We start from the raw sequence: 21,845 nt of genomic DNA on the forward strand, positions 1-21,845 counted from the left end.
CTCCAGGAACCCCGCCTACCGTGGGCCCCAACACCGCCCGGCCACCGTCGCCCGAAGGCCCACCCCTGCCTCCGACGAGACGACTGGAGCTCCGTGCCCCGCCTCCCCGCCGCTCTGCATCTTCCGCCCTGGCTCGCGCACGCCCTGCGCTCCCAGCGAGGGCCGGTGCCCTGGAGCGCGGTGACGCGGGGAGCCCTGTCCGCCGGGCCGTTGCTGCTCGTGGCCGTGGGGACCGGGCACACCTCGCTCGGCGTCGTCGCCGCCATCGCCGCCATGCTCGCCGGGATCAACGACCGGCCGGGGAGCCGTCGGGCCTCCGTCAAGCGGATCGGGATGCCCGCGCTGGGCGGTGCCCTGGGAATGGTGATCGGGACGTACGCCGGGCAGGGGACGGGCGCGGTCGTGCTCACCGTGATCCTCACGGTCGTCGGGCTCGTCGCCGGGGCGGTCAGCGCGATCGGGCCCGTCGCGTCCGCCGTCGGGACGCAGGTGCTCGTCGGTTCCGCGGTCGGGGCCGGGATGCCCCTGCCGGAGCCGGGATGGGGCCGTGCGCTCGCCTTCCTCGCGGGGGCCGGGTGGCTGATCGTGCTGCGGCTCGTCCTGCCCACGCCCGGCTCCCTCACCGGCGACTTCCGGTTCGACGGGGAGCGGCAGGCCGTGGCCGGCGTGTACGACGCCGTCGCCGAGCTCCTCGACGCCGTCGGCGGGCCCGAGGCCATCCGCCGCCGGGCCGCGCTCACCGCCGCCCTCGACCACGCGCAGGACGCCCTCGCCGGGCCCCGGCTGCGGCGGTACGCCTCCTCCTCCGCCGAGCGGCGGCTGCACGCCCAGTACGCCGCCGCGCTGCCCCTCGCCGAGGCCGCCACGGCCCTCGCCTGGGCCGGAGAGGCCGTCTCCGAGCGGGCCTCCGAAGGACCCCGGCGGCTCGCCGCCGCCGTCCGCGGCAACGCGCACACCGGTCCACTGCCCGCCCCCTCCCGCTCGGCACCCGCTCTGCGCGCCCTCGACGACGCCCTGCTGCACGCCGCCGAGGTGTTCGACCAGGGCGGGGGAGGCGACCTGCACACCCGGCCCCGTACCGCCCGGGATCGACTGCGCGCCGTTTTCGGCAGCGCCGGACGCGAGTACGGGCTGCGCGTCGCCCTCTGCTTCGGGGCCAGCGCGGCGGTCGCCCAGGCCCTGCACCGGACCCAGTGGTACGGGCAGCACGAGCACTGGTACTGGCTGCCCGCCACCGCCGTCTTCCTCGTCAAGCCCGACCTGGGCCCCCTGGCCTCCCGCGTGCTCAACCGGGCCGCCGGCACCGTACTCGGCGCTCTCCTCTTCGCCGGGTTCGCCGCCGTCCTGCCCCGGCCGGAAGGGCTCATCGCGCTCGTCGCCCTCAGCGGTGCGCTCATCCCCGTCGCCACCCGGCACTTCGCCGCCCAGACCGCCGTCGTCACCGTCCTCGTCCTCGCCCTCGTCATGGTCGGCGGGGAGCCGCAGGCGTCCGCGGGCCGGATCGGCGAGACGCTGCTGGCCTGCGCGATCGTCCTGATCGTCGGGCACCTGCCGATGCCGGGACAGCGGGGCGGCGGCGTGCGCGCCCGGCTGGCGGCGGCGAACGAGGCCGCGCACGCCTACCTCACCCACGTCCTCGACGAGGCCGACGCCCCGCGCATCGGAACCTCCGGAGCCCCCGGGACCCCCGGCGCCCCGCGCATCGGAACCTCCGGCACCCCCGAAGCCCGGAGGGTCGAGACCTCCGGCGCCCCCGATGCCCCGCGCGTCGGAACTTCGGGCATCCCCGACACCCCACGCATAGGAACCCCCGGTACCCCCTCCGACCACCGCGCCACCCGCTGGACCCTGCGCCGCGAGGCCTACCGCACCCTCGCCGAGGCCCGCACGGCCATCTCCCTCGCCGCGCACGAACTGCCCGCCCTCGCCCGGCACACCGAGGGCGCGGACGAGGTGGCCGACATCCTCGAACGCCTCGTCGACACCACCACGGCCTGCGCCGTGCACCTCGACGACACGGGACAGATCGGCCCACGCCACCGGGAACGCCTCGCCGCCGTCCTCGCCGAACTCGCCGGGCCGGTGGAGCGGGTGGGCCTACGGCTGCCCCGGACGCCCCTCGCCGGCTAGCACGCCCAGCACCGCGACCAGCCCGCCGTCCCGCACGGTCCTCGTCGCGAACCCGTGCGCCGCGACCACCCGCTCCACCACCCCGGCGATCTCCCCGGCCCGCCTCCCGTCCGGCGGTTCCCAGCACAGGCAGAGCACGCCTCCCGGTGCCAGCCAGCGTCGCAGCGCCGTCACTTCCGCGTCCGCCGGGCGCGTCCAGAACAGGTTCACGTTCACCGCCAGGACCTTGTCGAAGGATTCAGGGGCGAAGTCGGCGTCCTCCAGGGAGAGAACGTGCAAGGCGGCCCTCCCGGCCGCGACCGCCTCGCGGTTGCGGCGCCGGGCCGCCGCCACGGCCGTGGCGGAGCGGTCGACGGCGGTGACGGTGCCCGTGGTGAGGCGGTCGCGGAGCAGCGCGACCGCGACGCCGCGGCCGCAGCCGATCTCCAGCACGCGGTCGTCGGGGGCGGGGTCGAGGATCCGCACCGCCCACCTCAGCCGCTCCGGGATGTCGATGGCCCTCAGCCGCCGATCCGCACCCACACCGGCGCGTGGTCCGACCCGGGCGCGCCCCGCCGCTCCGCCGGGTCGGGGCCGACCGACGGCAGGTCGGGCGGGCCCTCGCCGGGCAGGCCCGTGCCCGCCGCCGTCACCCGCCGCACCAGCCGGTGGCTGAGCAGGATGTGGTCGATCAGCTCGCGCCGCCCGGAGGTGACGCGGGACCAGCGCTGTCCGGCGGGGACGAGCGGGGCCACGTCCCACAGCCGCGTCGCGTCCCCGTGATCGGGCCTGTCGTACCCCGGCGTGCCGATCTCCGAGCCGGGCGGGCCGAGCAGGATCTGTGTGGTCGCCGCCTGCGTCTCGTCGTTCAGGTCGCCCAGGACCGCCACGTCCCGGGCCCGCCCGTCGCCCTCCAGCAACTCGTCGGCGAGGGCGCGCAGGGCCGTCGCCTCCGCGGCCCGCCGGTACAGGGCGTAGGCGCCGTAGCGGGCCCGTTCGCCCTCGTCGCGCGGCTGGAACCGGCCGTCCGGGTACGACAGTAGTTTCGACTTGAGGTGACAGACGGCCACCCGCAGCGGCTCGTCGGGCGAAGACCCGTCCCCCGGCGGCCCGTCCCTGACCTCCACGGCCAGCAGGGTCCGCCCCGCCCCCGCCACCGTCAGCCCCGAGTCGTCCGCCTGCACGGGCCGCAGCTCCGTCGGGAACGCCACCGTGTCCGCCACCACCGTCAAGGGCGCACGGCTCAGGAACCCGACCCGTATGCCCCGGCTGTCCGCGTGCTCGGACAGGGCGACATGCCAGTCGTCGCCGAGCATCCCGGCCAGGTCCTTCAGCGCCTCGGGGTCGCCGACCTCCTGCACGCCCAGCAGCGCCGGGTCGAGTTCCGTGATCACGGCGGCCAGCGCGGCGAGCTTCCTCCCGTACGCGGCGTCGTCCTCCGGGCCGTACGGGCCGCCGGGCCGGTAGAGGTTCTCCAGGTTCCAGGTGCCGAGGAGCATGCCGGGCTCCTTTCCGAAGCCGACAGGCGGGGTGGTCAGGCCAGGGTGCCTGCCCGGCCGGCCCCGCGACAGAGCCGCGACGGGATGTGCGGTTCGGCTCATGCCGCCCTACGACGTCGTCGTACGTTGGCGTGATGACGCCTTCTGCCGCGGACAGTCCCGCCGAGCTCATCATCAGCGCATGTACCGTCCTCGTGCACGACGATCAAGAGCGGATCGGGTTCGCGGAGGACGCCGCGATCGTCGTACGGAACGGGGTCGTCGAGGCGGTCACCACCACCGCCGCGGTCGCCGGCCTGCCCGCCGCCGAGCGGATCGAGGCCCGTGGCCAGGTCGCCCTGCCCGGCCTGATCAACTGCCACACCCACGCCCCGATGGTCGCGTTGCGCGGCCTCGCCGAGGACCTGCCCACGGAGGAGTGGTTCAACGACGTCGTCTGGCCCGTCGAGTCCAACCTCACGGCCGAGCACGTCGAGTTGGGGGCGAGGCTCGCCTGTGCCGAGATGATCCGCGGCGGCGTCACCTGCTTCGCCGACCACTACTTCGCGATGGACGCGGTGGCGCGCGTCGTCGCGGAGAGCGGCATGCGGGCCCTGCTCGGGGAGGCCTTCTTCTCCTCGCAAGGACCCGAAGGCCGGGAGCGGTCACTGGAATTCGCGCTGCGCCACCGCGGCACGGCCGACGGCCGCATCACCACCGCCCTGGCACCGCACGCCCCCTACACCGTCGTCGACGACGACCTCTCCGCCACCGCCGAACTCGCCCGTACGCACGGCCTGCCGGTGCACCTCCACGCCGCCGAGAACCGGGACCAGACCGACACCAGCCTCACCCGCCACGGCGTCACCCCGATCGAGGTCCTCGACCGTACGACGATCCTCCACACGGACCTGCTCCTCGCCCACGGCACCGGCATCACCGACCGCGACCTGCCCCTCCTGGAGCGGGCGGACGGTCGTACGGCCGTGGCCACCGCGCCCCGCGGCTACCTCAAGTTCGCCTGGCCCGACACCACGCCCGTCCGCGCCCTGCGCGCCATCGGCGTCGACGTCGGGCTCGCCACCGACGGGGCCGCCTCCAACAACTCCCTCGACGTGTGGGAGTCGATGGCCCTCACCTCGCTGGTCCAGAAGTCGGCCGAGGGCGACCCGCGCTGGCTGACCTCCCGTGAGGCCCTGCACCACGCCACGCTGCAGAGCGCCCGGGCCGTGGGTCTGGGGGACAGTGTCGGCACCATCGCGCCGGGCCGCCGGGCCGACATCGTCCTGGTCGACCTCAGCGGCCCGCACACCCAGCCCGTCCACGACCTCGCCGCCACCCTCGTGCACAGCGCCCGCTCCGCCGACGTCCGCACCACGATCGTGGACGGACGGGTCCTCATGCGGGACCGGGAACTGCTGACGATCGACGTGCCGACGGTGGTGGCGGAGCTCCGGGAGCGCCTGCCCGCGCTCGTCGACCGCAGCCACGGCCGCCGCGTCCAGGAGTACGACACCTGACGCCCCGGAAACCGCTCGCGAGGAATCTTCCCGGGCAGCGATGAGTTCCGCGCCTCCCGCCGGTCACCACCCCGGACGGACCGTTGTCACAGGAGGGCCCATGTCGCTTCCGGAGATCGTCTCGCGCGAGCAGTGGCGCGCGGCGCGCGCGGAACTGCTGGTCAAGGAGAAGACCGTCACCCGCGCGCGGGACGCGCTCAATGCCGAGCGGCGCGGACTGCCCATGGTGGAGGTCGAGGAGGAGTACGTCTTCGAGGGCGGGGACGGCAAGGCCACCCTGCTCGATCTGTTCGACGGCCGGCTCCAGCTGGTCGTCTACCACTTCATGTTCGCGCCGGAGTGGGACGCGGGCTGCCGCAGCTGCTCCGGATTCCTGGATCAAATCGGGCATCTCGCCCATCTCGCGGCGCGGAGCACGTCGTTCGCGGCCGTGTCCCGGGCCCCGTATCCGAAGATCCTGCCGTTCAAGGCCCGGATGGGCTGGACGGTTCCCTGGTACTCCTCGTACGGCGGCGACTTCAACCGCGACTTCGAGGTGACGCTCGAACGCGACGGCGAGCTCGTCGAGCGGCCCGGCCTCAGCTGCTTCCTGCGGGACCGCGACCGTATCTTCCACACGTACTCGACGTACGAGCGCGGCCTCGACGGCCTCGGCTCGACCACCAGCCTGCTCGACCTCACCGCACTGGGCCGCCAGGAGGAGTGGGAAGAGCCCAAGGGGCGCGCGTCGGCTCTTGGGGCGCCTGCGGGAAGTGAGCGCATCCGCTATCACGACGAGTACGATGACTGACACGCAAAGTGAGGAAATAAGCCAAGCGGCTGAGAGTTTGCTCACACTTGACGGTGAACGCGTGTCAACTACGTCTCAGAACCGTCACTTCGCGAGCCGTTCACCCCATGGTTGGCGTTTAACTCTACGAGTACAGCGCTACATGGAGGTGCAGGGTGAACGGGCGAACGGTGCTCGAGCGCTTTCCCGCCGGTGGGCCACGTGGCTCCTGGCCGGCGGAGGAGTTCGCGCAGGCGCGGCGTCTGGAGGGCCTGCCTGCCGAGGTCGTCATGGATCTCGCGACGGACATGTTCCTGGTGATCGTGCGCAGCGGGGACGGTGCCGACGCCACGGCGTGACGTGCCGGCTCAGCCCGCCTTCGGCGCCGGCACCTTCGGGACCGGCGCGGCCGGCGTGACCGGCGTGGGGGCCTTGGCGAACTGCTCCGCCTGGAGCGCGTACAGCTCGGCGTAGAGCCCGCCGGTGGCGAGCAGCTCCTCCGGCGTCCCGGACTCCACGAGCCGCCCCTGGTCCAGGACGTGCACCAGGTCCGCGTGGCGCACGGACGCCAGCCGGTGCGTGATCAGCACGACCGTCTGGCCGCTGTCGGCCAGGGCGCGGATCCGCTCGAAGACCTCCAGCTCGGCCCGGGCGTCCAGGGCCGCCGTCGGCTCGTCCACGATCAGGATGCGGCCCCTGCGGTAGGCCGCCCGGGCGATGCCGAGCCGCTGCCACTGGCCGCCCGACAGTTCGTGACCGCCGCTGAAGTTGCGGGCCAGCAGCGTGTCCAGCCCGCGCGGCAGGTCGGCGACCACCGTCTCCGCCCCGGCCTCGGCGATCGACGCGGCCAGCCGCTCCTCGCACACGGGCGCCGACGTACGCCCCAGGGCGACGTTCACCCGGGCCGTGAACGGCCACCTCTTGAAGTCCTGCGCCACCATCGCGATCCGCTCGGCCAGCAGGTGCCGGTCGGCGGTCGCCGCGTCCACGTCGTCCCACAGGATCCGCCCCTTCTCCGGGGTGTAGAGCCCGGCGAGCAGCTTGACCAGGGTCGTCTTGCCGGAGCCGTTCTCCCCGACCAGCGCCACGATCCGGCCCAGCGGGAGGGTGAGGGTCACGTCGTCGAGGGCGGGGCGCGCGGCGTCGCCCGGGTAGCGGAACGTGACGTTCTCGAAGCGGATCTCCCGCGGGTTCTCCGGCAGGGGCCGGCCGCCCTCGGGGATCGCCCGCTGTGCCGCCTCCGAGTACAGCCGGTGCAGGTCGCCGACGAACAGCGCCTCCTCGTGCAGCGCGTTGACCTCCACCACGAGCGTGTCGAGGCTCTGCGAACCGGTCCGGATCGCGATCACGGCCGTACCCGCCACCGACAGGGCCATCGCCCCCGCCAGCAGCAGCCCGCCGAGCGTCGCGTACGTCGCCACCGTCGCCAGGCCCGTCCACGCCGCCGCGATCAGACCGGTGCGGGCGGCCAGCCGGGCGAGGCGGGCCTGCTCGGCCTCCGCCGTCTCCGACATCGCGCGGAAGTGCCGCAGCAGGAACGATCCCACCCCGTGCACCCGGATCTCGGGGGCCGCCTCGGGCTCGATGAGCAGGTTGCCGAGCAGCCGTCCGGCGCGCGCGTGCTGTACCCAGGCGTGGAAGGACTCGTAGCGCCGCCGGGCGACGGTCAGCGCGCTCCAGGCGCTCGGCAGCGTCATCGTGACCAGCAGCGGCAGCAGGGCGGGGTGCAGTACGGTCAGCACGCCGGCGGCCGCGACCAGCGAGATCATCGCGTTGATCACACGTGTGCCGTACGCGATCATGCGGCGGGCGGAGGCGGCGCCGTACTGCGCGGTGTCCAGCAGCTTGTGAAAGGCGTGGTCCTCGATCGCGGCCAGCTCCACGGCCGCGGCCCGCTCCAGGTACTGCTCGGTCGCGACCCGCTCCACCTTCGGCTCCAGGCGGCCGGTGGCATACGTGCTCGCGGCCCGCAGCAGGGCCGCGAGCAGCATGACGACGGCCACCGTCACCAGCGCGGGGACGGCTCCGCGCAGCCGGTCCTCGAGGGGGCCGCCGCCCATCAGCCGGGCCAGCACGCTGTTCACCGCGAGCAGGCTCACCGCCTGCGCCACGCCCCGGCCCGCCTCGGCGGCCAGGACGACCCGAGCGGCGCCCCGGTCGGCCTGCCGGGCGAGCCGGAGGCTGGACGCCAGCAGGGACGGCAGCCGCGTGATCATGGCACGGAAGTTCAGCTCCAGGAACGCGTCGGCGTGCTGGTTCCAGCCCATGTCGTAGCGCAGCGGCCCGCCGAAGAGCAGCCGCTCCGACTCGGACACCTCCGGCGCGGTCCGCTTCTTCGCCACCGTCGACCGACCTCCGCTCGTGGCCCGTTCTTGGATGAACGGTCACTATTGCGGTGCGGTGCCCGCCCGGGCAGGGCGCAGCCCAGGGCGCCGGATGCGCGCGGGCGCACGACCCGGCCGAAGGCCACACGGAACGGCGCGGAGTCGTGGGGTGGTGGTGCGGGGGAGCGGCGTCCATGCCCCGCCGGGTCCGGCTGCGGCGTCGTGCGCGGGGGTGCGCGCCGGAGTGCGTGCAGGGGGCGGCCTGGAGCGCGGTGCGGCCGCTGCCGCTTGCGTTACCGCTGCCGCTGCCGCTGCCGCTTGCGTTACCGCTGCCGCTGCCGCTGCCGCTGTTGGTGCCGCTGTTGGTGCTGACGTGCTGCTCAGGTCTCGCGTACCGGCCGGTCGGCCCATGCCCTTACGTCGTTCCAGGCCGCTCCGCGTACGTCGTGCCGGGCCCCTACGCGCACGTCGCTCCGGGCCCCTACGCGCTGACCGACCGCGACCAGGCCGGAGACGTCCCGGTCACCCGGCACAGGGCCAGGTACAGGGGGATCGGCGGGGTGTACGGAAGCCCCCCGTCAGGGCGGTGGATCAGGTCGGGGAGCTCCGGGGCGTCCGGGACGACCGCGCCGGTGGCGTAGCGCGCGGGGGTCGGCCACTCCAGGGCGTGGTCGGAGTCCGACGGCACCAGCCACCACCAGGTCGTCCCGTCGGCGTAGACACAGCCGACACGGGGCAGCCGAGGCATGACCAGCGGGCCGAAACGGGCGGGCACTGCGACCGCGTCGCAGCCGAGCGGGGCGGTCATGCCCTCGGGCACCGGCAGGCGCAGGGCAGGGCCCGGCGTGCGCAGCCCGCGCCGGAGGCGGGCCAGGGTGTCCAGGTTCAGCACGCGGCCACCGGGGCCGGGCCTCACGCCGGCCCCCGCTCTCGGCGTCGCTCCTGAGCCGGGACCTCCGAGGCGGCCCGCGCCTCGCGCCCCCGGTTCCGGTCCGGGTCGCCCGAGTCGTCGGACGGACCAGGCTTCGGGCGGGTGCCCCAGCCCAGGTCGTTCCGGGGCTCGGCGGGATCCTGCGGAGCGTCCGCCGTGCGCGGCAGCTCGGCCCAGACCAGCAGCCCGGGGCCGTGTTCGTGAACCCCCCAGGCATGGCAGAGGGCGTCGACGAGAAGCAGTCCCCTCCCGTGCTCCTCCTCGGGCCGGGTCCGGGCGGCGGCGTGCGGCTGGTCCGGGGCGCAGCCCTCGTCGCGCACGGCTATCCGCACCAGGTCGTCGCCGTCGTGCAGTTCGCACACTATGTGCGTGCTCGCCGTGTGCACGATGGCGTTGGTGACCAGTTCCGACACCACCAGGGCCGCGCTGTCGCAGGTGTCCTCGCACACCGACCAGCCGGTCAGCCGGGCCCGCGTCAGCCGTCTGGCCTGTGCGGGGGAACCCGGATGTGCGGCCAGCTCGAAACGGAACCGGCGCTCGGCGGCGGCCCCGAGGGGACCGTCTCCGGCACCGAGGCCGGAAAGGCCTGCGGCGGCGTCTGTTCCTAAGGGCGCGGACGGAATCACGCTTGCCACTATCGCCCCGCCGAGAACACTTGGCAAGTGTCACTCTGAAAATTGCAGAGTGCTGTGTGACGGTCTGGAAGGCCGTGGCACACTGCTCGCAACAGCACCCCGCGCGGCGCCAGTTGAGATCGTCGAAGATTCGTTCGAAAACCTCTGTTCGGATCGACTCTTCGAAAAGGTCTTCGAATGGCGCCGCAGGGCTGTCAGCGTTCTTTTGTGGCCGGCTCGTCAGAACTCTTGGTGGAGGTGGAGCGTGAGCGAACCGCGGTCCGCGCCGACTGTCGGGCAGGTCGTCCTCGGTCGGCGCCTGCTGGACCTGCGGGAACGCGCCGGGATGAAGCGCGAGGAGGCCGCCCGCATCCTCCGCGTCGCCCCCGCCACGGTCCGCCGTATGGAGATGGCCGAGGTCGCGTTCAAAATCCCGTACCTGCAGCTGCTTTTGAAGGCCTACGGAATCTGCGACGAGGAGGCCGACGCCTTCGTCCAGCTGGCCGAGGAAGCGAACAAACCCGGCTGGTGGCAGCGCTTCCACGACATCCTGCCCGGCTGGTTCTCGATGTACGTGAGCCTCGAGGGCGCGGCCAGCGTCATCCGCAGCTACGAACCGCACTTCGTCCCCGGCCTGTTGCAGACCGAGGAGTACGCGCGCGGAGTGCTCCGCTCCGGCGCCATCGGCCAGACCAGCCCCGAGGACATCGAGCGCCATGTCGCCCTGCGCATGCGGCGCCAGGACCTGCTCACCCGCGAGGACGCCCCCCGGCTGTGGGTCGTGATGGACGAGACCGCGCTGCGGCGGCCGGTCGGCGGGCCGGAGGTGATGCGCGCCCAGATCGACAAGCTGCTCGAGGCCACGAAGCTGCCCAACGTCACGCTGCAGGTCGCGCCGTTCGCCAACGGGCCGCACCCGGGCACGTACGGGCCGTTCGTGCTGTTCCGATTCGCCATGCCCGAACTGCCGGACATGGTCTACAGCGAGTACCTGACCGGCGCGGTCTACCTCGACGCGCGCGCCGAGGTGGCGACCCACCTCGAGGTCATGGACCGCATGGCGGCACAGGCCGCTACGGCACATCGCACGAAGGAGATCCTCGGGGATCTCCGCAAGGAGCTGTGAATGGATCGCATCAAGCCGCGCAAACACGTCTACAACGGCATGCCCGCGCGTGACTTGGGCAGTGAAGGCTGGCACAAGCCGTGGAGCGGCGGGAACGGAGGCAACTGCCTGGAGGCGATGAAGCTCGCCGACGGCCGGATCGCCGTCCGTCAGTCCACCGACCCGGACGGTCCGGCGCTGATCTACACCACCGCCGAGATGACCGCCTTCATCGAAGGGGCGAAGGCGGGGGAGGCGGACTTCCTGCTGTCCTGACGTGCTCGCCGTTGCTCTCGCTCGACCTCTATGGCTCGACCTCCATGGCTCGACCTCTATCGCTCGTACTGAATCGCTGGTGCTGAATTGACCACCTTTTGTGTCTTACGGAGTGCCTCATGACCGGGCAGGACGACCCCACGTCGGCCGTCAGGATCGACACGACCAGACCCCATCCCGCGCGCATGTACGACTGGTACCTCGGCGGGAAGGACAACTACCCGGTCGACGAGGAAATGGGCCGTCAGATGCTCGGCCTCGACCCCAGGGTGCCGGTGATGGCCCGCGTCAACCGCGCGTTCATGCACCGGGCCACGCGCTGGCTGGCCCGCAACGGCGTACGGCAGTTCCTGGACATCGGCACGGGCATCCCGACCGAGCCCAACCTCCACCAGGTCGCCCAGGAGATCGCCCCCGACGCCCGAGTCGTCTACTGCGACAACGACCCCATCGTGCTGGCCCACGCGGCGGCCCTGCTGCGCGGCACGGACGAGGGCGCGACCGAGTACCTCCAGGCCGACGTCCGCGACCCGGACGCCATCCTGGAGGGCGCCAGGAAGGTCCTGGACTTCACCCGGCCCGTCGCGCTGTCGCTGATCGCGCTGCTGCACTTCGTCCCCGACGAGGACGGCGCGCACGAACTGGTCGGCCGGCTGCTCGCCGAACTGCCCTCCGGCAGCCACCTGGTGATCACCCACGCGACGGCCGACTTCACCCCGGAGGAGTCGAAGGCGGCCACGGAGAAGCTCCGTGCCGCCGGCGTCACCCTGGCCCTGCGCTCCCGCGCGGAGTTCACCCGCTTCTTCGACGGCCTCGACCTCGTCGAGCCCGGCGTCGAGGTGCCCCACCGCTGGCACCCGGAGCTGGGCGAGCCCGTGCCCGGGCAGGACGACGGGGTGATCCCCGGGTACGGGGCGGTGGGGCGCAAGCCGTAGCCCCCCGTAGCTCCCCGTAGCCTCCCGTAGCCCCGTTGTTTCATGGGCCGGTCACGGCGGCGGCAATGCACCGCACAGCGCCTCCAAGGCCGGCCCGTAGGCGTGCTCGGAGGGCGTCGCGTACCCGACGACGAGGCCGTCGACCGCCGGCATGTCGGTCTCCGGGTGCCGGAACGCGGCCAGGCCGTCGAGGGCGATGCCCTGCCACGCCGCGGCCTTGACCGCCGACGACTCGGTGCCGGGCGGCAGCCGCAGTACCGCGTGCAGCCCGGCCGCGACCCCGGTGACCTCGATATGCGGCGCGTGCTCGGCGAGCGCCGTGACGAGCCGGTCCCGGCGGCCCCGGTACCGCTGCCGCATCCGCCGTACGTGCCGGTCGTACGACCCCGACGTGAGGAAGTCCGCCAGGCACAGCTGGTCGAGCACGCTCGACCACGCCTCCCGTTCCCCCTTGGTGGCCCGCACGGCGTCGACGTACCGCTCCGGGAGGACCATCCAGCCCAGCCGCACCGCCGGCGACAGGCTCTTGCTGACCGAGCCGATGTGGATCACGCGCTCGGGGTCGAGCCCCTGGACGGCGCCGACGGGCTTGCGGTCGTAGCGGAACTCCCCGTCGTAGTCGTCCTCCAGGACCAGCCCGTCCCGCGCGCGTGCCCAGTCGACGACGGCGGCCCGGCGTGCGGGGTGCAGCGGGCCGCCGGTCGGGAACTGGTGCGCCGGCGTGAGCAGCACGGACCGCTCTCGCCCCAACCGGTCGACCCGGGCGCCGTGTTCGTCGAGGGGCAGCGGCACGGTCCGCACACCGGCGGCGGCGAGGACCTCCCGGTGGAACCCGAGCCCGTACGCCTCCACCGCGAGGGGCCCGCGCAGGACGCCCCCGCCGAACAGCAGCCGCAGCGCGTGCGCGAAGCCCGAGCAGATCACGATCCTGCCGGGCTCGGTCCGCACGCCCCGCGCGCGGGCCAGGTACTCGGTGAGCGCCTCCCGCAGCTCGACCCGGCCGGCGGGGTCGCCCGGCCCGAACACCTCGTTGGGCGCCTGCTGCAGCGCCCTGCGGTAGGAGGCCAGCCAGGCGGCGCGCGGGAACGCCGAGGTGTCCGGGGTGCCCTGCATCAGGTCGTGCCGGGGGCCACGCGCGCGTGGAGGTGACTTCTTGGGCACGCGGGCGGCGGGCCGCAGCGGTTCCGCCCGCTCCGCGACCCGCGTGCCCGAGCCCTGCCGGGCGGTCAGCCAGCCCTCCGCGACGAGTTCGGCGTACGCGTCGGCGACGGTGTTGCGCGCCACGCCGAGGTCGGCGGCGAGCGAGCGGTACGGCGGCAGCCGCGTGCCCGGGGCGAGCCGCCCGCTGCGCACGGCCTCGCGCAGGGCCCGGATCAGCGCCGCGCGCCGACCGCCCGGACCGGTCAGCTCCAGATGCAGGTCGGACCCGATCCGCTCCGCCGAGTCGACCCACGAGTTGACCCACGAATTGACCCATGAATCCGCCATGGAAATGCACCCTACAGGGGGTCTTTCCGGCCCGTAGGTTGAAGGGCATGACGACGAAAACGAGCACGAACACGAGCACGAACACGAGCACGAACACCACCCCCGTGAAGGCGCCCCGGCTGGAGTTCGCGAAGTCCGCCCCGAAGGCCTTCCGGGCCCTCATCGCCTTCGACGCCGCCGCCCGGGAGGGCCTCGACCCGGCCCTCGTCGAACTGATCCAGATCCGCGCCTCGCACCTCAACCACTGCGCGTACTGCCTCCACATGCACACCAACGACGCCCGCAAGGCCGGCGAGAGCGAGGACCGGCTGCACATGGTCGCCGTGTGGCGCGAGGCCCGCCACTTCTTCACCGAGCGGGAACAGGCGGCTCTCGCCCTCACGGAGGCGGTGACCCTGGTCGCCGACGCCGGCGTCCCGGACGACGTCTACGCCGAGGCCGCCGCACAGTTCGACGAGCGGGAACTGGCGCAGGTGCTCGCCCTGATCTTCACGATCAACACGTGGAACCGGGTGGCGCTGTCCACGGGGAAGGTGGCGGGGACGGACGAGAGGTGACCCGGGGCGGCTACACGGTCATGGACGGTCGTACGGGCCGGTCGGCGGCTAAACCGCCATGGGCCGGTCGTACGGGCCGATCGGGGCCGGCAGCGTGGAACTGCCCGTCAGATGACGGTCGACTGCTGCCGCCACCGCCCGCCCCTCGGCGATCGCCCAGACGATGAGCGACTGGCCCCGGGCGGCGTCCCCCGCCGCGAACACGCCGGGCACGTTGGTGGCGAAAGCGGCGTCCCGCGCGATGGTGCCGCGGGGCTCCAGCTCCAGCCCCAGCTGGTCGACGAGCCCGTCCTGCCGGTCGGGACCGGTGAAGCCGAGGGCGAGCAGCACGAGGTCGGCGGGGAGCGTCCGCCCGGTGCCGTCCACCGGGCGGCGCCGCGCGTCCACCTCGACCAGGTGCAGCGACCGGACATGCCCCTCCGCGTCGCCGTCGAAGCGCAGTGTGGACGCCGCGAACAGTCGCGCGTCCGCGTCGGCCACCGGAGCGGTCCGCAGGTCACGCGCCTCCTCGTGCGCGGCGGACAGCCGGTAGAGCCGCACCGGATACGTCGGCCAGGGCTCGGTGTCCTCGTCGCGTTCGGCGCCCGGCAGCGCGTAGATGTCCAGCTGGGTCACGGACGCGGCGCCCTCCCGTACGGCCGTGCCCAGGCAGTCCGCCCCGGTGTCGCCGCCGCCGACGATGACGACGTGCTTCCCGGCGGCCGACAGCGGGGACGTCTCCAGGTCGCCCTCGCAGACCCGGTTGGCCAGCGGCAGGTACTCCATCGCCTGGTGAACCCCCGTCAACCCCCGTCCTGACACGGGAAGTTCCCGCCAGGCCGTCGCCCCGGTCGCGATCACCACGGCGTCGTAGCGAGTCCGCAGCTCATCGGCCCCGATGTCCCGCCCGACCGCCGTCGACGTACGGAACTTGGTCCCCTCGGCCCGCATCTGCTCCAGCCGCCGCTCCAGATGGTGCTTCTCCATCTTGAACGCGGGAATGCCGTACCGCATCAGCCCGCCGAGCCGGTCGTCCCGCTCGTACACCGCGACCGTGTGCCCGGCCCGGGTCAGCTGCTGGGCCGCTGCCAGTCCGGTGGGGCCCGAGCCGATCACCGCGACCGTCTTGCCGGAGAGCCGTTCCGGCGGGCGCGGCGGCGCGAAGCCCTCCTCCCACGCCCGGTCGGCGATCGCGCACTCGACGTTCTTGATCGTGACGGCCGGCTGGTTGATCGCCAGCACGCATCCCGCCTCGCACGGCGCCGGGCACAACCGGCCGGTGAACTCCGGGAAGTTGTTCGTGGCGTGCAGCCGGTCGGCGGCGGCCCGCCAGTCCTCCCGCGACACCAGGTCGTTCCACTCGGGGATCAGATTGCCCAGCGGACAGGCTTCGTGGCAGAAGGGGATGCCGCAGTCCATGCAGCGATCGGCCTGCTTGCCGATGATCGGCAGCAGCGCGCCGGGGACATACACCTCGTTCCAGTCCCGCACCCGCTCCTCGACCGGCCTGCGCGGCCAGTCCTGGCGGGGCGTGGTCATGAAACCCTTGGGATCGGCCATGGCCGTCTTCCTTGCGTGCGCGTATGACAGGCCGTGCCTCGTCGGGCGGCACTCCTTTCGCCACGATACGTCCGCCTCCGGGCCGGTGCCTGTCGCCGTGTGGCCCGGGCGTCGGGTGGATGGGGGCGTCGGGTGAGTGCGGACGTCGGGTGGGTGCGGGCGTCGGGTGGGTGCGGGCGTCAGGTGAGAGCCAGCACGTACGCCAGGGCCGCCCCGGCCGAGGCGACCGCGCGGACGTGGTTCCACATCGTCCACTCGCGCACGTACGCCGGCCAGTACGCGGCCGCCTCCGACGTGCCCGGCTCCAGCTTGGCCAGCGCCTCGTTGCGCGGCACGTTCGCGACCATCGTCAGTCCGAAGGAGCCGAACAGGTACAGCGCACTGCCCACCAGCAGTTCCACCGTCCCCTCCTCCGGCCACAGCACGAACGTCACCACGGCGATCACCGCGCACAGCACGGCCGAGCCGAGGAACACGGCCATGAAGGGCGGTGTCACCGCGGCCACGTTGATCGCCTTCATCGCGGCGACCCCCTGCGCCGGCGGCAGCGCGGCCAGGCCCCGCATGACGAACGTCGAGAAGCCGCAGAACACCCCGGCCACCAGGCCCGTCCCGAGCACACCCAGCACCGTCAGCACGAAGTACGGTCCGTCGATCATGTCAGCCTCTCCCGCCCGTCGAGCCGGGATCCTGCCCGGCGCCCTGCCTCACCACAAGTGAAATCCCGCACGATCACAGAGACCATGGCCGAGCGGCGCGGGGGCATACGAGAACGTCCACGACCGCCGCATGTCCACGGCCCTCGAACCAGGCGCGCCTCTCACATCACCCCGCGGAACCGAGCCCCGCCTCGGTCCACCCCCTCAGCACCGTTTCCACCGCCGCCGAGATCCGCCGCCGTGCCTCGTGCCGCGGCACGCCGCTCATCAGCAGCCGGTCGTACGGCGTGTCCAGATGCCGTACCGACGCCACCACCGCCGAGGTCACCGCCCCCTCGGTCAGCGCCCGCCCCGCCGCGCTGCGGCCCACGCGGCCGCTGCCCCGCTCCGAGGCGTGCGCGGCGATGGCCCGCGCCCGGTCGGGCGGGCATCCCGGGAACAGCCGCCGTATCTCCGTCGCGAACGCATGGGCGAACAGTTCGTCCTGGGCCTCCCGCCGCCGCGCGTCCCGCATCCGGCGCCGCCGTCGCGCCTCTGCGTCCGCGAGGCACCGCTGCTCGGCCCTGGCGAGCGCCTCCTCCTCGACCAGGACGCCCTGCCGCTCGTAACGGCTCTGGCGCCGGTTGAACCGCACGACCACCGCCGACAGCGCGCTCTCCTCCCGTGCTCTGCGCGTCAGCGCCGTGTCGCCGCGCGGCAGGAACACCAGATGCCCGAGGTCCGCGCAGTCGAGGCAGCGCGGGGCGCTGTCCTCCAGGACGAGCAGCGGCAGCGGCCCCCGTCGGCACTCGGCGCAGTGCCGCCGCTTCAGGGGCTGGAAGACGAGCGGTCCGGGGTGGGGCGGGAGCGTCGCGCGAGGGGCCATACGGGGTTCATTCCCCCTGACGACAGCACGCACCACGTGCGCCGCCGGAGACGACGGCGGCCTCCGGGACGCCCCGCCGCGGCCTGACGCATCATGGGCCGTGTGCGACTCGAAGCGATCACCTGGGACCGGCTCGGCGACCTGCTCGCCGAGCGCCTGCTCGACCTGGAGCCCGCCGACGGCAGTCCCTGGCCGCGCATCGCCTTCGACGGCGCCCCGGCCGCCCGCCCGGGCGACCTCGCCCAGCGGGTCTCGGAAGCGCTGCGCGTGCGCGGCCGCTCCTCGCTCGTGGTGGGAACCGAGGGATTCCTGCGCCCCGCCTCCGTGCGTCTGGAGTACGGCCACCGGGACGTCGAGGCCTACTACAGCGGCTGGTACGACACCGGCGCCCTGTGGCGCGAGGTGTTCGGTCCCCTCGACGCCGACGGCGACGGCCGCGTCCTGCCCGACCTGTGGGACCCGGCCGCCGACCGGGCGACCCGCAGCCCCTACGTCCAACTCCCGCGCGGTGGCGTGCTGTTGCTGCACGGACCCTTCCTCCTCCGACACTGGTTCCCCCTCGATCTGAGCGTCCACGTCCTGCTCTCCCCGGGCGCCCTGCGCCGCCGCACGCCCGAGGCCGAGCACTGGACCCTGCCGGCCTTCGAGCGCTACGAACAGGAGACCGACCCGGCGGGCACGGCCGACGTCCTGGTACGGGCCGACGATCCTCGCCACCCTGCGTGGGGTGGCTGAGCGGCTGTCCGGTCGGGCGGCCGGGCGGCCGGGGAGCCACTGTGCGGCCGGGTGCGGTGCGTCGGCATGGTGCCGTCTGGGCCACTCGGCGCGGACGCCGTCCCCGTGTGCGGGCATCCGGCGGCACGGCGAGAATGAAGGGCGAACGAAGGGCGCCGGGACTCGCGGTGCGTCCGGCGCCGCGCCGGCCGTCCGGCACCGGGAGGTACCCCATGACCACCGCCGGAGACATCATGCACCGCGGCGCCCAGTGGATCCCCGCCCACGAAACCCTCGACCGCGCCGCCCAGCTCATGCGCGAACTGAACGTCGGAGCCCTGCCCATCAGCGACGAGAACGAGCGGCTCTGCGGCATCCTCACCGACCGCGACATCGTCGTCGGCTGCGTCGCCATGGGCCACGACCCGGCCAGGGTCACCGCGGGCGAGATGGCCCAGGGCACCCCCCGCTGGATCGACGCGGACGCCGATGTCAGCGAGGTGCTCCGCGAGATGCAGGAGCACCAGATCCGCCGGCTGCCCGTCATCCGGGACAAGCGCCTGGTCGGCATGATCAGCGAGGCCGACCTCGCCCGGCACCTGGCGAGCGACCAGATCGCGTCCTGGGCCGGGAGCGTCTACGCCAGGACCACTTCGTAGGTCACCCCGGTGAGGCTCTCGCGCGGGTCACCCGCCCTGGTCAGAGCCACCCGCTGCGCCGGAACGCCCGGTACAGCGCCAGGCACGCGACGGATATGACGCCGATGACCATGCCGTAGCCGTACTTCCAGTGCAGCTCCGGCATGTGGTCGAAGTTCATGCCGTACACCCCGCACACCATCGTCGGCACGGCGATGATCGCGGCCCACGCCGTGATCTTCCGCATGTCCTCGTTCTGTGCGACCGTGACCTGCGCCAGGTGTGCCTGCAGGATGGAGTTGAGGAGTTCGTCGAAGGCGGCGATCTGCTCCTTCGCCCGCAGCAGGTGGTCCGAGACATCGCGGAAGTACGCCTGTATCTCGGGGTCGACCACGCGGATCGGCCGGGTGGCGAGGTCCTCCAGCGGTCGGCTGAGCGGCACCACCGCCCGCTTCAGCTCCAGCAGTTCACGCTTGAGCTGGTAGATGCGCCCCGGGTCCGCCCGCGCGCCGTTCTCCGCGAACACGTCCGTCTCGACCTGGTCGATGTCCTCGTGCACCGAGTCCGTGACGGTCAGATAGTCGTCGACCACATGGTCCGCGATGGCGTGCAGCACCGCGGACGGGCCCTTGGCCAGCTGCTGGGGGTCGGACTCCAGCTCCTCGCGCAGCGGGCCCAGCGAGCCGTGCCGCCCGTGCCGCACCGTGATCACGAAGTCCTCGCCGACGAACACCATGATCTCGCCGGTGTTCACCACCTCGCTGGTGGCCGTGAGTTCCTCGTGCTCCACGTAGCAGACGGTCTTGAACACCGCGAAGAGCGTTTCGCCGTAGCGCTCCAGCTTGGGGCGCTGGTGGGCCTCGACGGCGTCCTCCACCGCCAGTGGGTGGAGGTCGAAGAGCTCGGCGATGCCCGCGAACTCCTGGTCGTTCGGCTCGTGCAGACCGAGCCAGACGAAGCCGTCCCGGCTCTTGCGCACCCGCTCCACGACGTCCACCAGATCGCCGCGCGCCGGGGTGCGGACGCCGTCCCGGTACGTCACGCAGTTCACCACCGAGGAGCCCAGCGGGGACCGGGCCGGGTGGCTCAGGTCGACGCGCGGGCGCCGCCGGGCCAGCCGAGCCACTCTGCGCAGGCCGCCGACCCCGCCGAGGTTCGTGACCTTCCGCAGATTCCCTGCCATGGACATCCGGATCTCCTTGCGTGGAACTCCTCGCGCCGTTCCTGCGCCTTGGCGCGTCAGTCTGCCAGGCCGACGTGAGCTGCGGGTAAGCCTGTGGAAACGCCTCGTTCCGCTTGGTTCCCGGCTGTGGACGAACGACGCGCCACGAGCTCTCCGTGCCGGAGCGTCGACGCGGTTCTTCATACCGGTGCGTCGACCATTACCGACAAGTGGGGCAACTGGGATGATCGCGGCATGACGCGAACCGATGGGCACCTCCTCGACAACCGGCGGCCCGAGGCGGCAGAGCACTTCAGCGCCTTCGCCGCCCTCTTCGACCCCACGACGTTCCGGCATCTCGAAGCGCTCGGCATCGGATCCGGCTGGCGGTGCTGGGAGGTCGGTGCCGGCACCTCCGTGGTGTCCTGGCTGGCGAAGAAGGTCGGACCGACCGGACGCGTCGTCGCGACCGACACCGACACCGCACGGCTCGCCCCGGCCGCCCGGCCGCCCGTCGAGGTGCGCGTCCACGACCTCGGCGCGCAGGACCCGCCGGGGGAGGGCTTCGACCTGGTGCACGCCCGCCTCGCCCTCGTCCACGTCACCGACCGGGAGCAGGCTCTGCGGTCCATGGTCACGGCCCTGCGCCCCGGCGGGCGGCTTCTCGTCGAGGACGCCGACCCCGGCCTTCAGCCCCTGCTCTGCCCCGACGAGTACGGTCCCGAGCAACAGCTCGCGAACCGGCTGCGGCAGGGCTTCCGCAAGCTGCTCGCCGACCGCGGGACCGAGCTCCCCTGCGGCCGCACCCTGCCGCGCCTGCTCAGGGAGGCCGGTCTGACCCGTGTCCACGCGGACGCCTACTTCCCCCTCGCCTCGCCGGCCTGCGCGGCCCTGGAGTCCGTCACGATCCGCCAGATCCGGGACCAACTGGTGACCGCGGGCCTCGCCACGGACCAGGAGATCGACCGGCATCTCGTGAACGTCACCTCCGGAGTGCTCGATCTGACGACGGCACCGATGATCTCGGCGTGGGGGCGCAAGCAGCGCGAGGCGCCGTGAACCGGACCGCGTCGCCCGGTCGGATACGCGCCGTCCGTCCTTCGACCTGGGACGAGCCGTCGGGTGAGCGCCGCCGTCAGCCCTGCGAGGGCGGCCTGCCCCCCACCTGCTCCACCGCCCGCGCTCCCGCCCGGCAGCCCTCCCGCGCCGCCTCCTCCGGCCCCGCCCCCGAGAGGAGCGCGGCGAGGAACGCCCCCGTGAAGGCATCCCCGGCACCCGTGGTGTCCCGTGCCGTGGCCGGTACGGCCGGGACGCGGGCGCACACCTTCCCCGAGCGGGCCACGAGCGCTCCCTCATGGCCCTGCTTCGCGACGACCAGTGGGATGCGCAGACTCAGTTCCGCAGCCGCCGCGGCCGCGTCGGTCAGCCCTGTCAGCAGGCACGCCTCGTCCCGGCTGGGCAGCAGCACGTCCACGCCCTCGACGAGCGCCAGGAACCGCTCGACGCCGAGCTCCCCGAGGAAGCCGGCCGACGCCGGGTCCAGACTCACCGGCACGCCACGCGCGCGTGCGGCGTTCAGGGCCAGCGTCACCAGGGCGCGACTCGAGTCGGAGAACAGCAGGTAGCCCGACAGATGAAGCCGGGCGACCCCGTCGAGCAGGGTGTCCGACCAGTCGGCCGGTTCGAGCCGCAGCGACGCGCCGCTGTCGGTGAGGAACGTCCGCTCCGCCGAAGCGCCCCCGTCCACCAGGCAGATCACCGTTCCGGTCGGCGCCTGCGGGTCGACGACGAGCCGGGGACGCACGCCCCGGGCCGTCAGCTCACGCTCATGCCAGGCGGCTGCCTCCGCCCCCACACGCCCGAGCAGCCGCACCTCCGCAACGCCCCCGTGCGCGGCCCAGCACGCGACGTTGGCGCCCGCCCCGCCCGGCACCGTGCGGATGGAGGCAACCGTGTCCGTGCCGACCGCGAGCGGACCCCGGTGACGCGCGACGACATCGGTGATGACGTCCCCCACGACGAGCAACGCCCGGCCTCCCACCGAACCGGCGCCGCGCCCCGCCGACCCCGCCGAGGCTTCGGCCGATCCCACCCCGGCCTCACCCGGCACCTCTCGGCCCTCGCCCGGCATCGCTCTGCCCTCGACCGATCCCAGCCCGACC

22 protein-coding genes are annotated in these 21,845 nt (G+C 73.3%); 11 read left to right on the plus strand and 11 right to left on the minus strand.

Annotated elements, in window-relative coordinates; all coding sequences use genetic code 11:
* The first annotated feature begins 93 nt into the window (after window positions 1-93).
* Entirely contained in the window at window positions 94-2,130 is a 2,037-nt protein-coding gene (locus ACSUPV_RS30765; protein WP_436948964.1) for an FUSC family protein, read from the plus strand.
* Here ACSUPV_RS30765 and ACSUPV_RS30770 read toward each other — a convergent pair.
* Complete coding sequence (locus ACSUPV_RS30770; protein WP_051648196.1) at window positions 2,098-2,652, minus strand: class I SAM-dependent methyltransferase; 555 nt, start codon at window positions 2,650-2,652, stop codon at window positions 2,098-2,100. The genes ACSUPV_RS30765 and ACSUPV_RS30770 overlap by 33 nt on opposite strands.
* Window positions 2,631-3,608, minus strand: a complete 978-nt coding sequence (locus ACSUPV_RS30775) for an endonuclease/exonuclease/phosphatase family protein (RefSeq protein ID WP_436948966.1) — start codon at window positions 3,606-3,608, stop codon at window positions 2,631-2,633. The genes ACSUPV_RS30770 and ACSUPV_RS30775 overlap by 22 nt, the downstream gene beginning before the upstream one ends.
* Window positions 3,609-3,742: 134 nt before the next feature.
* On the opposite strand from ACSUPV_RS30775, the gene ACSUPV_RS30780 reads away from it, so the two are divergent.
* From ACSUPV_RS30780 to ACSUPV_RS30790, 3 genes are all read left to right on the plus strand, one after another.
* Window positions 3,743-5,107, plus strand: coding sequence for an amidohydrolase (locus tag ACSUPV_RS30780; protein WP_436948967.1), 1,365 nt, complete (start codon window positions 3,743-3,745; stop codon window positions 5,105-5,107).
* Between the two features lie 100 nt (window positions 5,108-5,207).
* Entirely contained in the window at window positions 5,208-5,897 is a 690-nt protein-coding gene (locus ACSUPV_RS30785) for a DUF899 domain-containing protein (RefSeq protein ID WP_031115603.1), read from the plus strand.
* 155 nt (window positions 5,898-6,052) lie between these two features.
* Window positions 6,053-6,235 (plus strand): hypothetical protein, encoded by a 183-nt coding sequence (locus ACSUPV_RS30790; protein ID WP_003989511.1) that lies wholly within the window; start codon window positions 6,053-6,055, stop codon window positions 6,233-6,235.
* A 9-nt stretch (window positions 6,236-6,244) separates the two neighbouring features.
* Here the strand turns inward: ACSUPV_RS30790 and ACSUPV_RS30795 are convergent, their stop codons facing one another.
* The 3 genes from ACSUPV_RS30795 to ACSUPV_RS30805 form a co-directional block, all read right to left on the minus strand.
* Window positions 6,245-8,218: an ABC transporter ATP-binding protein gene (locus ACSUPV_RS30795; protein WP_382615301.1), complete on the minus strand. Its 1,974-nt coding sequence runs from the start codon at window positions 8,216-8,218 to the stop codon at window positions 6,245-6,247.
* A gap of 463 nt (window positions 8,219-8,681) precedes the next feature.
* Window positions 8,682-9,116, minus strand: coding sequence for a hypothetical protein (locus ACSUPV_RS30800; RefSeq protein WP_382615300.1), 435 nt, complete (start codon window positions 9,114-9,116; stop codon window positions 8,682-8,684).
* Window positions 9,113-9,766 carry an ATP-binding protein gene (locus ACSUPV_RS30805; protein WP_436948968.1) on the minus strand — a complete coding sequence of 218 codons (654 nt, stop codon included), beginning with the start codon at window positions 9,764-9,766 and terminating at the stop codon, window positions 9,113-9,115. Before ACSUPV_RS30805 ends, ACSUPV_RS30800 begins: the two co-directional genes overlap by 4 nt.
* A 244-nt stretch (window positions 9,767-10,010) precedes the next feature.
* On the opposite strand from ACSUPV_RS30805, the gene ACSUPV_RS30810 reads away from it, so the two are divergent.
* The 3 genes from ACSUPV_RS30810 (at window position 10,011) to ACSUPV_RS30820 (ending at window position 12,061) form a co-directional block, all read left to right on the plus strand.
* Window positions 10,011-10,871 carry a helix-turn-helix domain-containing protein gene (locus tag ACSUPV_RS30810; protein WP_037757080.1) on the plus strand — a complete coding sequence of 287 codons (861 nt, stop codon included), beginning with the start codon at window positions 10,011-10,013 and terminating at the stop codon, window positions 10,869-10,871.
* Window positions 10,872-11,126 carry a DUF397 domain-containing protein gene (locus tag ACSUPV_RS30815; RefSeq protein ID WP_030246665.1) on the plus strand — a complete coding sequence of 85 codons (255 nt, stop codon included), beginning with the start codon at window positions 10,872-10,874 and terminating at the stop codon, window positions 11,124-11,126.
* 119 nt (window positions 11,127-11,245) lie between these two features.
* Complete coding sequence (locus ACSUPV_RS30820) at window positions 11,246-12,061, plus strand: SAM-dependent methyltransferase (protein WP_436948969.1); 816 nt, start codon at window positions 11,246-11,248, stop codon at window positions 12,059-12,061.
* A 51-nt stretch (window positions 12,062-12,112) separates the two neighbouring features.
* Here ACSUPV_RS30820 and ACSUPV_RS30825 read toward each other — a convergent pair whose 3' ends face one another.
* Window positions 12,113-13,549, minus strand: a complete 1,437-nt coding sequence (locus tag ACSUPV_RS30825) for a PLP-dependent aminotransferase family protein (protein ID WP_436948970.1) — start codon at window positions 13,547-13,549, stop codon at window positions 12,113-12,115.
* Between the two features lie 47 nt (window positions 13,550-13,596).
* Between ACSUPV_RS30825 and ACSUPV_RS30830 the strand changes: the two genes are divergently transcribed.
* Window positions 13,597-14,106, plus strand: coding sequence for a carboxymuconolactone decarboxylase family protein (locus ACSUPV_RS30830; protein WP_436948971.1), 510 nt, complete (start codon window positions 13,597-13,599; stop codon window positions 14,104-14,106).
* Between the two features lie 48 nt (window positions 14,107-14,154).
* On the opposite strand, the gene ACSUPV_RS30835 is transcribed toward ACSUPV_RS30830, so the two are convergent.
* From ACSUPV_RS30835 to ACSUPV_RS30845, 3 genes are all read right to left on the minus strand, one after another.
* Window positions 14,155-15,645 (minus strand): glutamate synthase subunit beta, encoded by a 1,491-nt coding sequence (locus ACSUPV_RS30835; RefSeq protein ID WP_359790745.1) that lies wholly within the window; start codon window positions 15,643-15,645, stop codon window positions 14,155-14,157.
* A 179-nt stretch (window positions 15,646-15,824) separates the two neighbouring features.
* Window positions 15,825-16,304 carry an anthrone oxygenase family protein gene (locus ACSUPV_RS30840; protein ID WP_031115594.1) on the minus strand — a complete coding sequence of 160 codons (480 nt, stop codon included), beginning with the start codon at window positions 16,302-16,304 and terminating at the stop codon, window positions 15,825-15,827.
* Window positions 16,305-16,470: 166 nt separating this feature from the next.
* Window positions 16,471-17,169, minus strand: a complete 699-nt coding sequence (locus ACSUPV_RS30845) for a DUF2293 domain-containing protein (RefSeq protein WP_037757070.1) — start codon at window positions 17,167-17,169, stop codon at window positions 16,471-16,473.
* Window positions 17,170-17,262: 93 nt separating this feature from the next.
* On the opposite strand from ACSUPV_RS30845, the gene ACSUPV_RS30850 reads away from it, so the two are divergent.
* Window positions 17,263-17,904 (plus strand): uridine kinase, encoded by a 642-nt coding sequence (locus ACSUPV_RS30850; RefSeq protein WP_359790749.1) that lies wholly within the window; start codon window positions 17,263-17,265, stop codon window positions 17,902-17,904.
* A 212-nt stretch (window positions 17,905-18,116) separates the two neighbouring features.
* A complete protein-coding gene (locus ACSUPV_RS30855; RefSeq protein WP_037757068.1) occupies window positions 18,117-18,542 on the plus strand; it encodes a CBS domain-containing protein in 426 nt (141 codons plus the stop codon).
* 40 nt (window positions 18,543-18,582) lie between these two features.
* On the opposite strand, the gene ACSUPV_RS30860 is transcribed toward ACSUPV_RS30855, so the two are convergent.
* The gene (locus ACSUPV_RS30860; protein WP_037757067.1) at window positions 18,583-19,710 is read right to left on the minus strand and encodes a magnesium and cobalt transport protein CorA; all 1,128 of its coding nucleotides are present in this window, start codon (window positions 19,708-19,710) and stop codon (window positions 18,583-18,585) included.
* 228 nt (window positions 19,711-19,938) lie between these two features.
* Here ACSUPV_RS30860 and ACSUPV_RS30865 point away from each other — a divergent pair, with 228 nt between their 5' ends.
* Window positions 19,939-20,742 carry a methyltransferase gene (locus tag ACSUPV_RS30865; protein ID WP_382615290.1) on the plus strand — a complete coding sequence of 268 codons (804 nt, stop codon included), beginning with the start codon at window positions 19,939-19,941 and terminating at the stop codon, window positions 20,740-20,742.
* Window positions 20,743-20,818: 76 nt separating this feature from the next.
* On the opposite strand, the gene ACSUPV_RS30870 is transcribed toward ACSUPV_RS30865, so the two are convergent.
* Window positions 20,819-21,814, minus strand: a complete 996-nt coding sequence (locus ACSUPV_RS30870) for a carbohydrate kinase family protein (RefSeq protein WP_436949959.1) — start codon at window positions 21,812-21,814, stop codon at window positions 20,819-20,821.
* Between the last annotated feature and the right edge of the window lie 31 nt (window positions 21,815-21,845).

The sequence above is a fragment of the Streptomyces sp. SudanB52_2052 genome, assembly GCF_964272415.1.
Taxonomy (GTDB): domain Bacteria; phylum Actinomycetota; class Actinomycetes; order Streptomycetales; family Streptomycetaceae; genus Streptomyces; species Streptomyces olindensis.

Coding starts and splice junctions, on each gene's coding strand:
- ACSUPV_RS30775 (WP_436948966.1), bottom strand. CDS start 3,608: ATGCTCCTCGGCACCTGGAACCTGGAGAACCTCTACCGGCCCGGCGGC.
- ACSUPV_RS30780 (WP_436948967.1), top strand. CDS start 3,743: ATGACGCCTTCTGCCGCGGACAGTCCCGCCGAGCTCATCATCAGCGCA.
- ACSUPV_RS30785 (WP_031115603.1), top strand. CDS start 5,208: ATGTCGCTTCCGGAGATCGTCTCGCGCGAGCAGTGGCGCGCGGCGCGC.
- ACSUPV_RS30815 (WP_030246665.1), top strand. CDS start 10,872: ATGGATCGCATCAAGCCGCGCAAACACGTCTACAACGGCATGCCCGCG.
- ACSUPV_RS30820 (WP_436948969.1), top strand. CDS start 11,246: ATGACCGGGCAGGACGACCCCACGTCGGCCGTCAGGATCGACACGACC.
- ACSUPV_RS30825 (WP_436948970.1), bottom strand. CDS start 13,549: ATGGCGGATTCATGGGTCAATTCGTGGGTCAACTCGTGGGTCGACTCG.
- ACSUPV_RS30830 (WP_436948971.1), top strand. CDS start 13,597: ATGACGACGAAAACGAGCACGAACACGAGCACGAACACGAGCACGAAC.
- ACSUPV_RS30835 (WP_359790745.1), bottom strand. CDS start 15,645: ATGGCCGATCCCAAGGGTTTCATGACCACGCCCCGCCAGGACTGGCCG.
- ACSUPV_RS30840 (WP_031115594.1), bottom strand. CDS start 16,304: ATGATCGACGGACCGTACTTCGTGCTGACGGTGCTGGGTGTGCTCGGG.
- ACSUPV_RS30845 (WP_037757070.1), bottom strand. CDS start 17,169: ATGGCCCCTCGCGCGACGCTCCCGCCCCACCCCGGACCGCTCGTCTTC.
- ACSUPV_RS30850 (WP_359790749.1), top strand. CDS start 17,263: ATGGGCCGTGTGCGACTCGAAGCGATCACCTGGGACCGGCTCGGCGAC.
- ACSUPV_RS30855 (WP_037757068.1), top strand. CDS start 18,117: ATGACCACCGCCGGAGACATCATGCACCGCGGCGCCCAGTGGATCCCC.
- ACSUPV_RS30860 (WP_037757067.1), bottom strand. CDS start 19,710: ATGTCCATGGCAGGGAATCTGCGGAAGGTCACGAACCTCGGCGGGGTC.
- ACSUPV_RS30865 (WP_382615290.1), top strand. CDS start 19,939: ATGACGCGAACCGATGGGCACCTCCTCGACAACCGGCGGCCCGAGGCG.
- ACSUPV_RS30870 (WP_436949959.1), bottom strand. CDS start 21,814: ATGCCGGGCGAGGGCCGAGAGGTGCCGGGTGAGGCCGGGGTGGGATCG.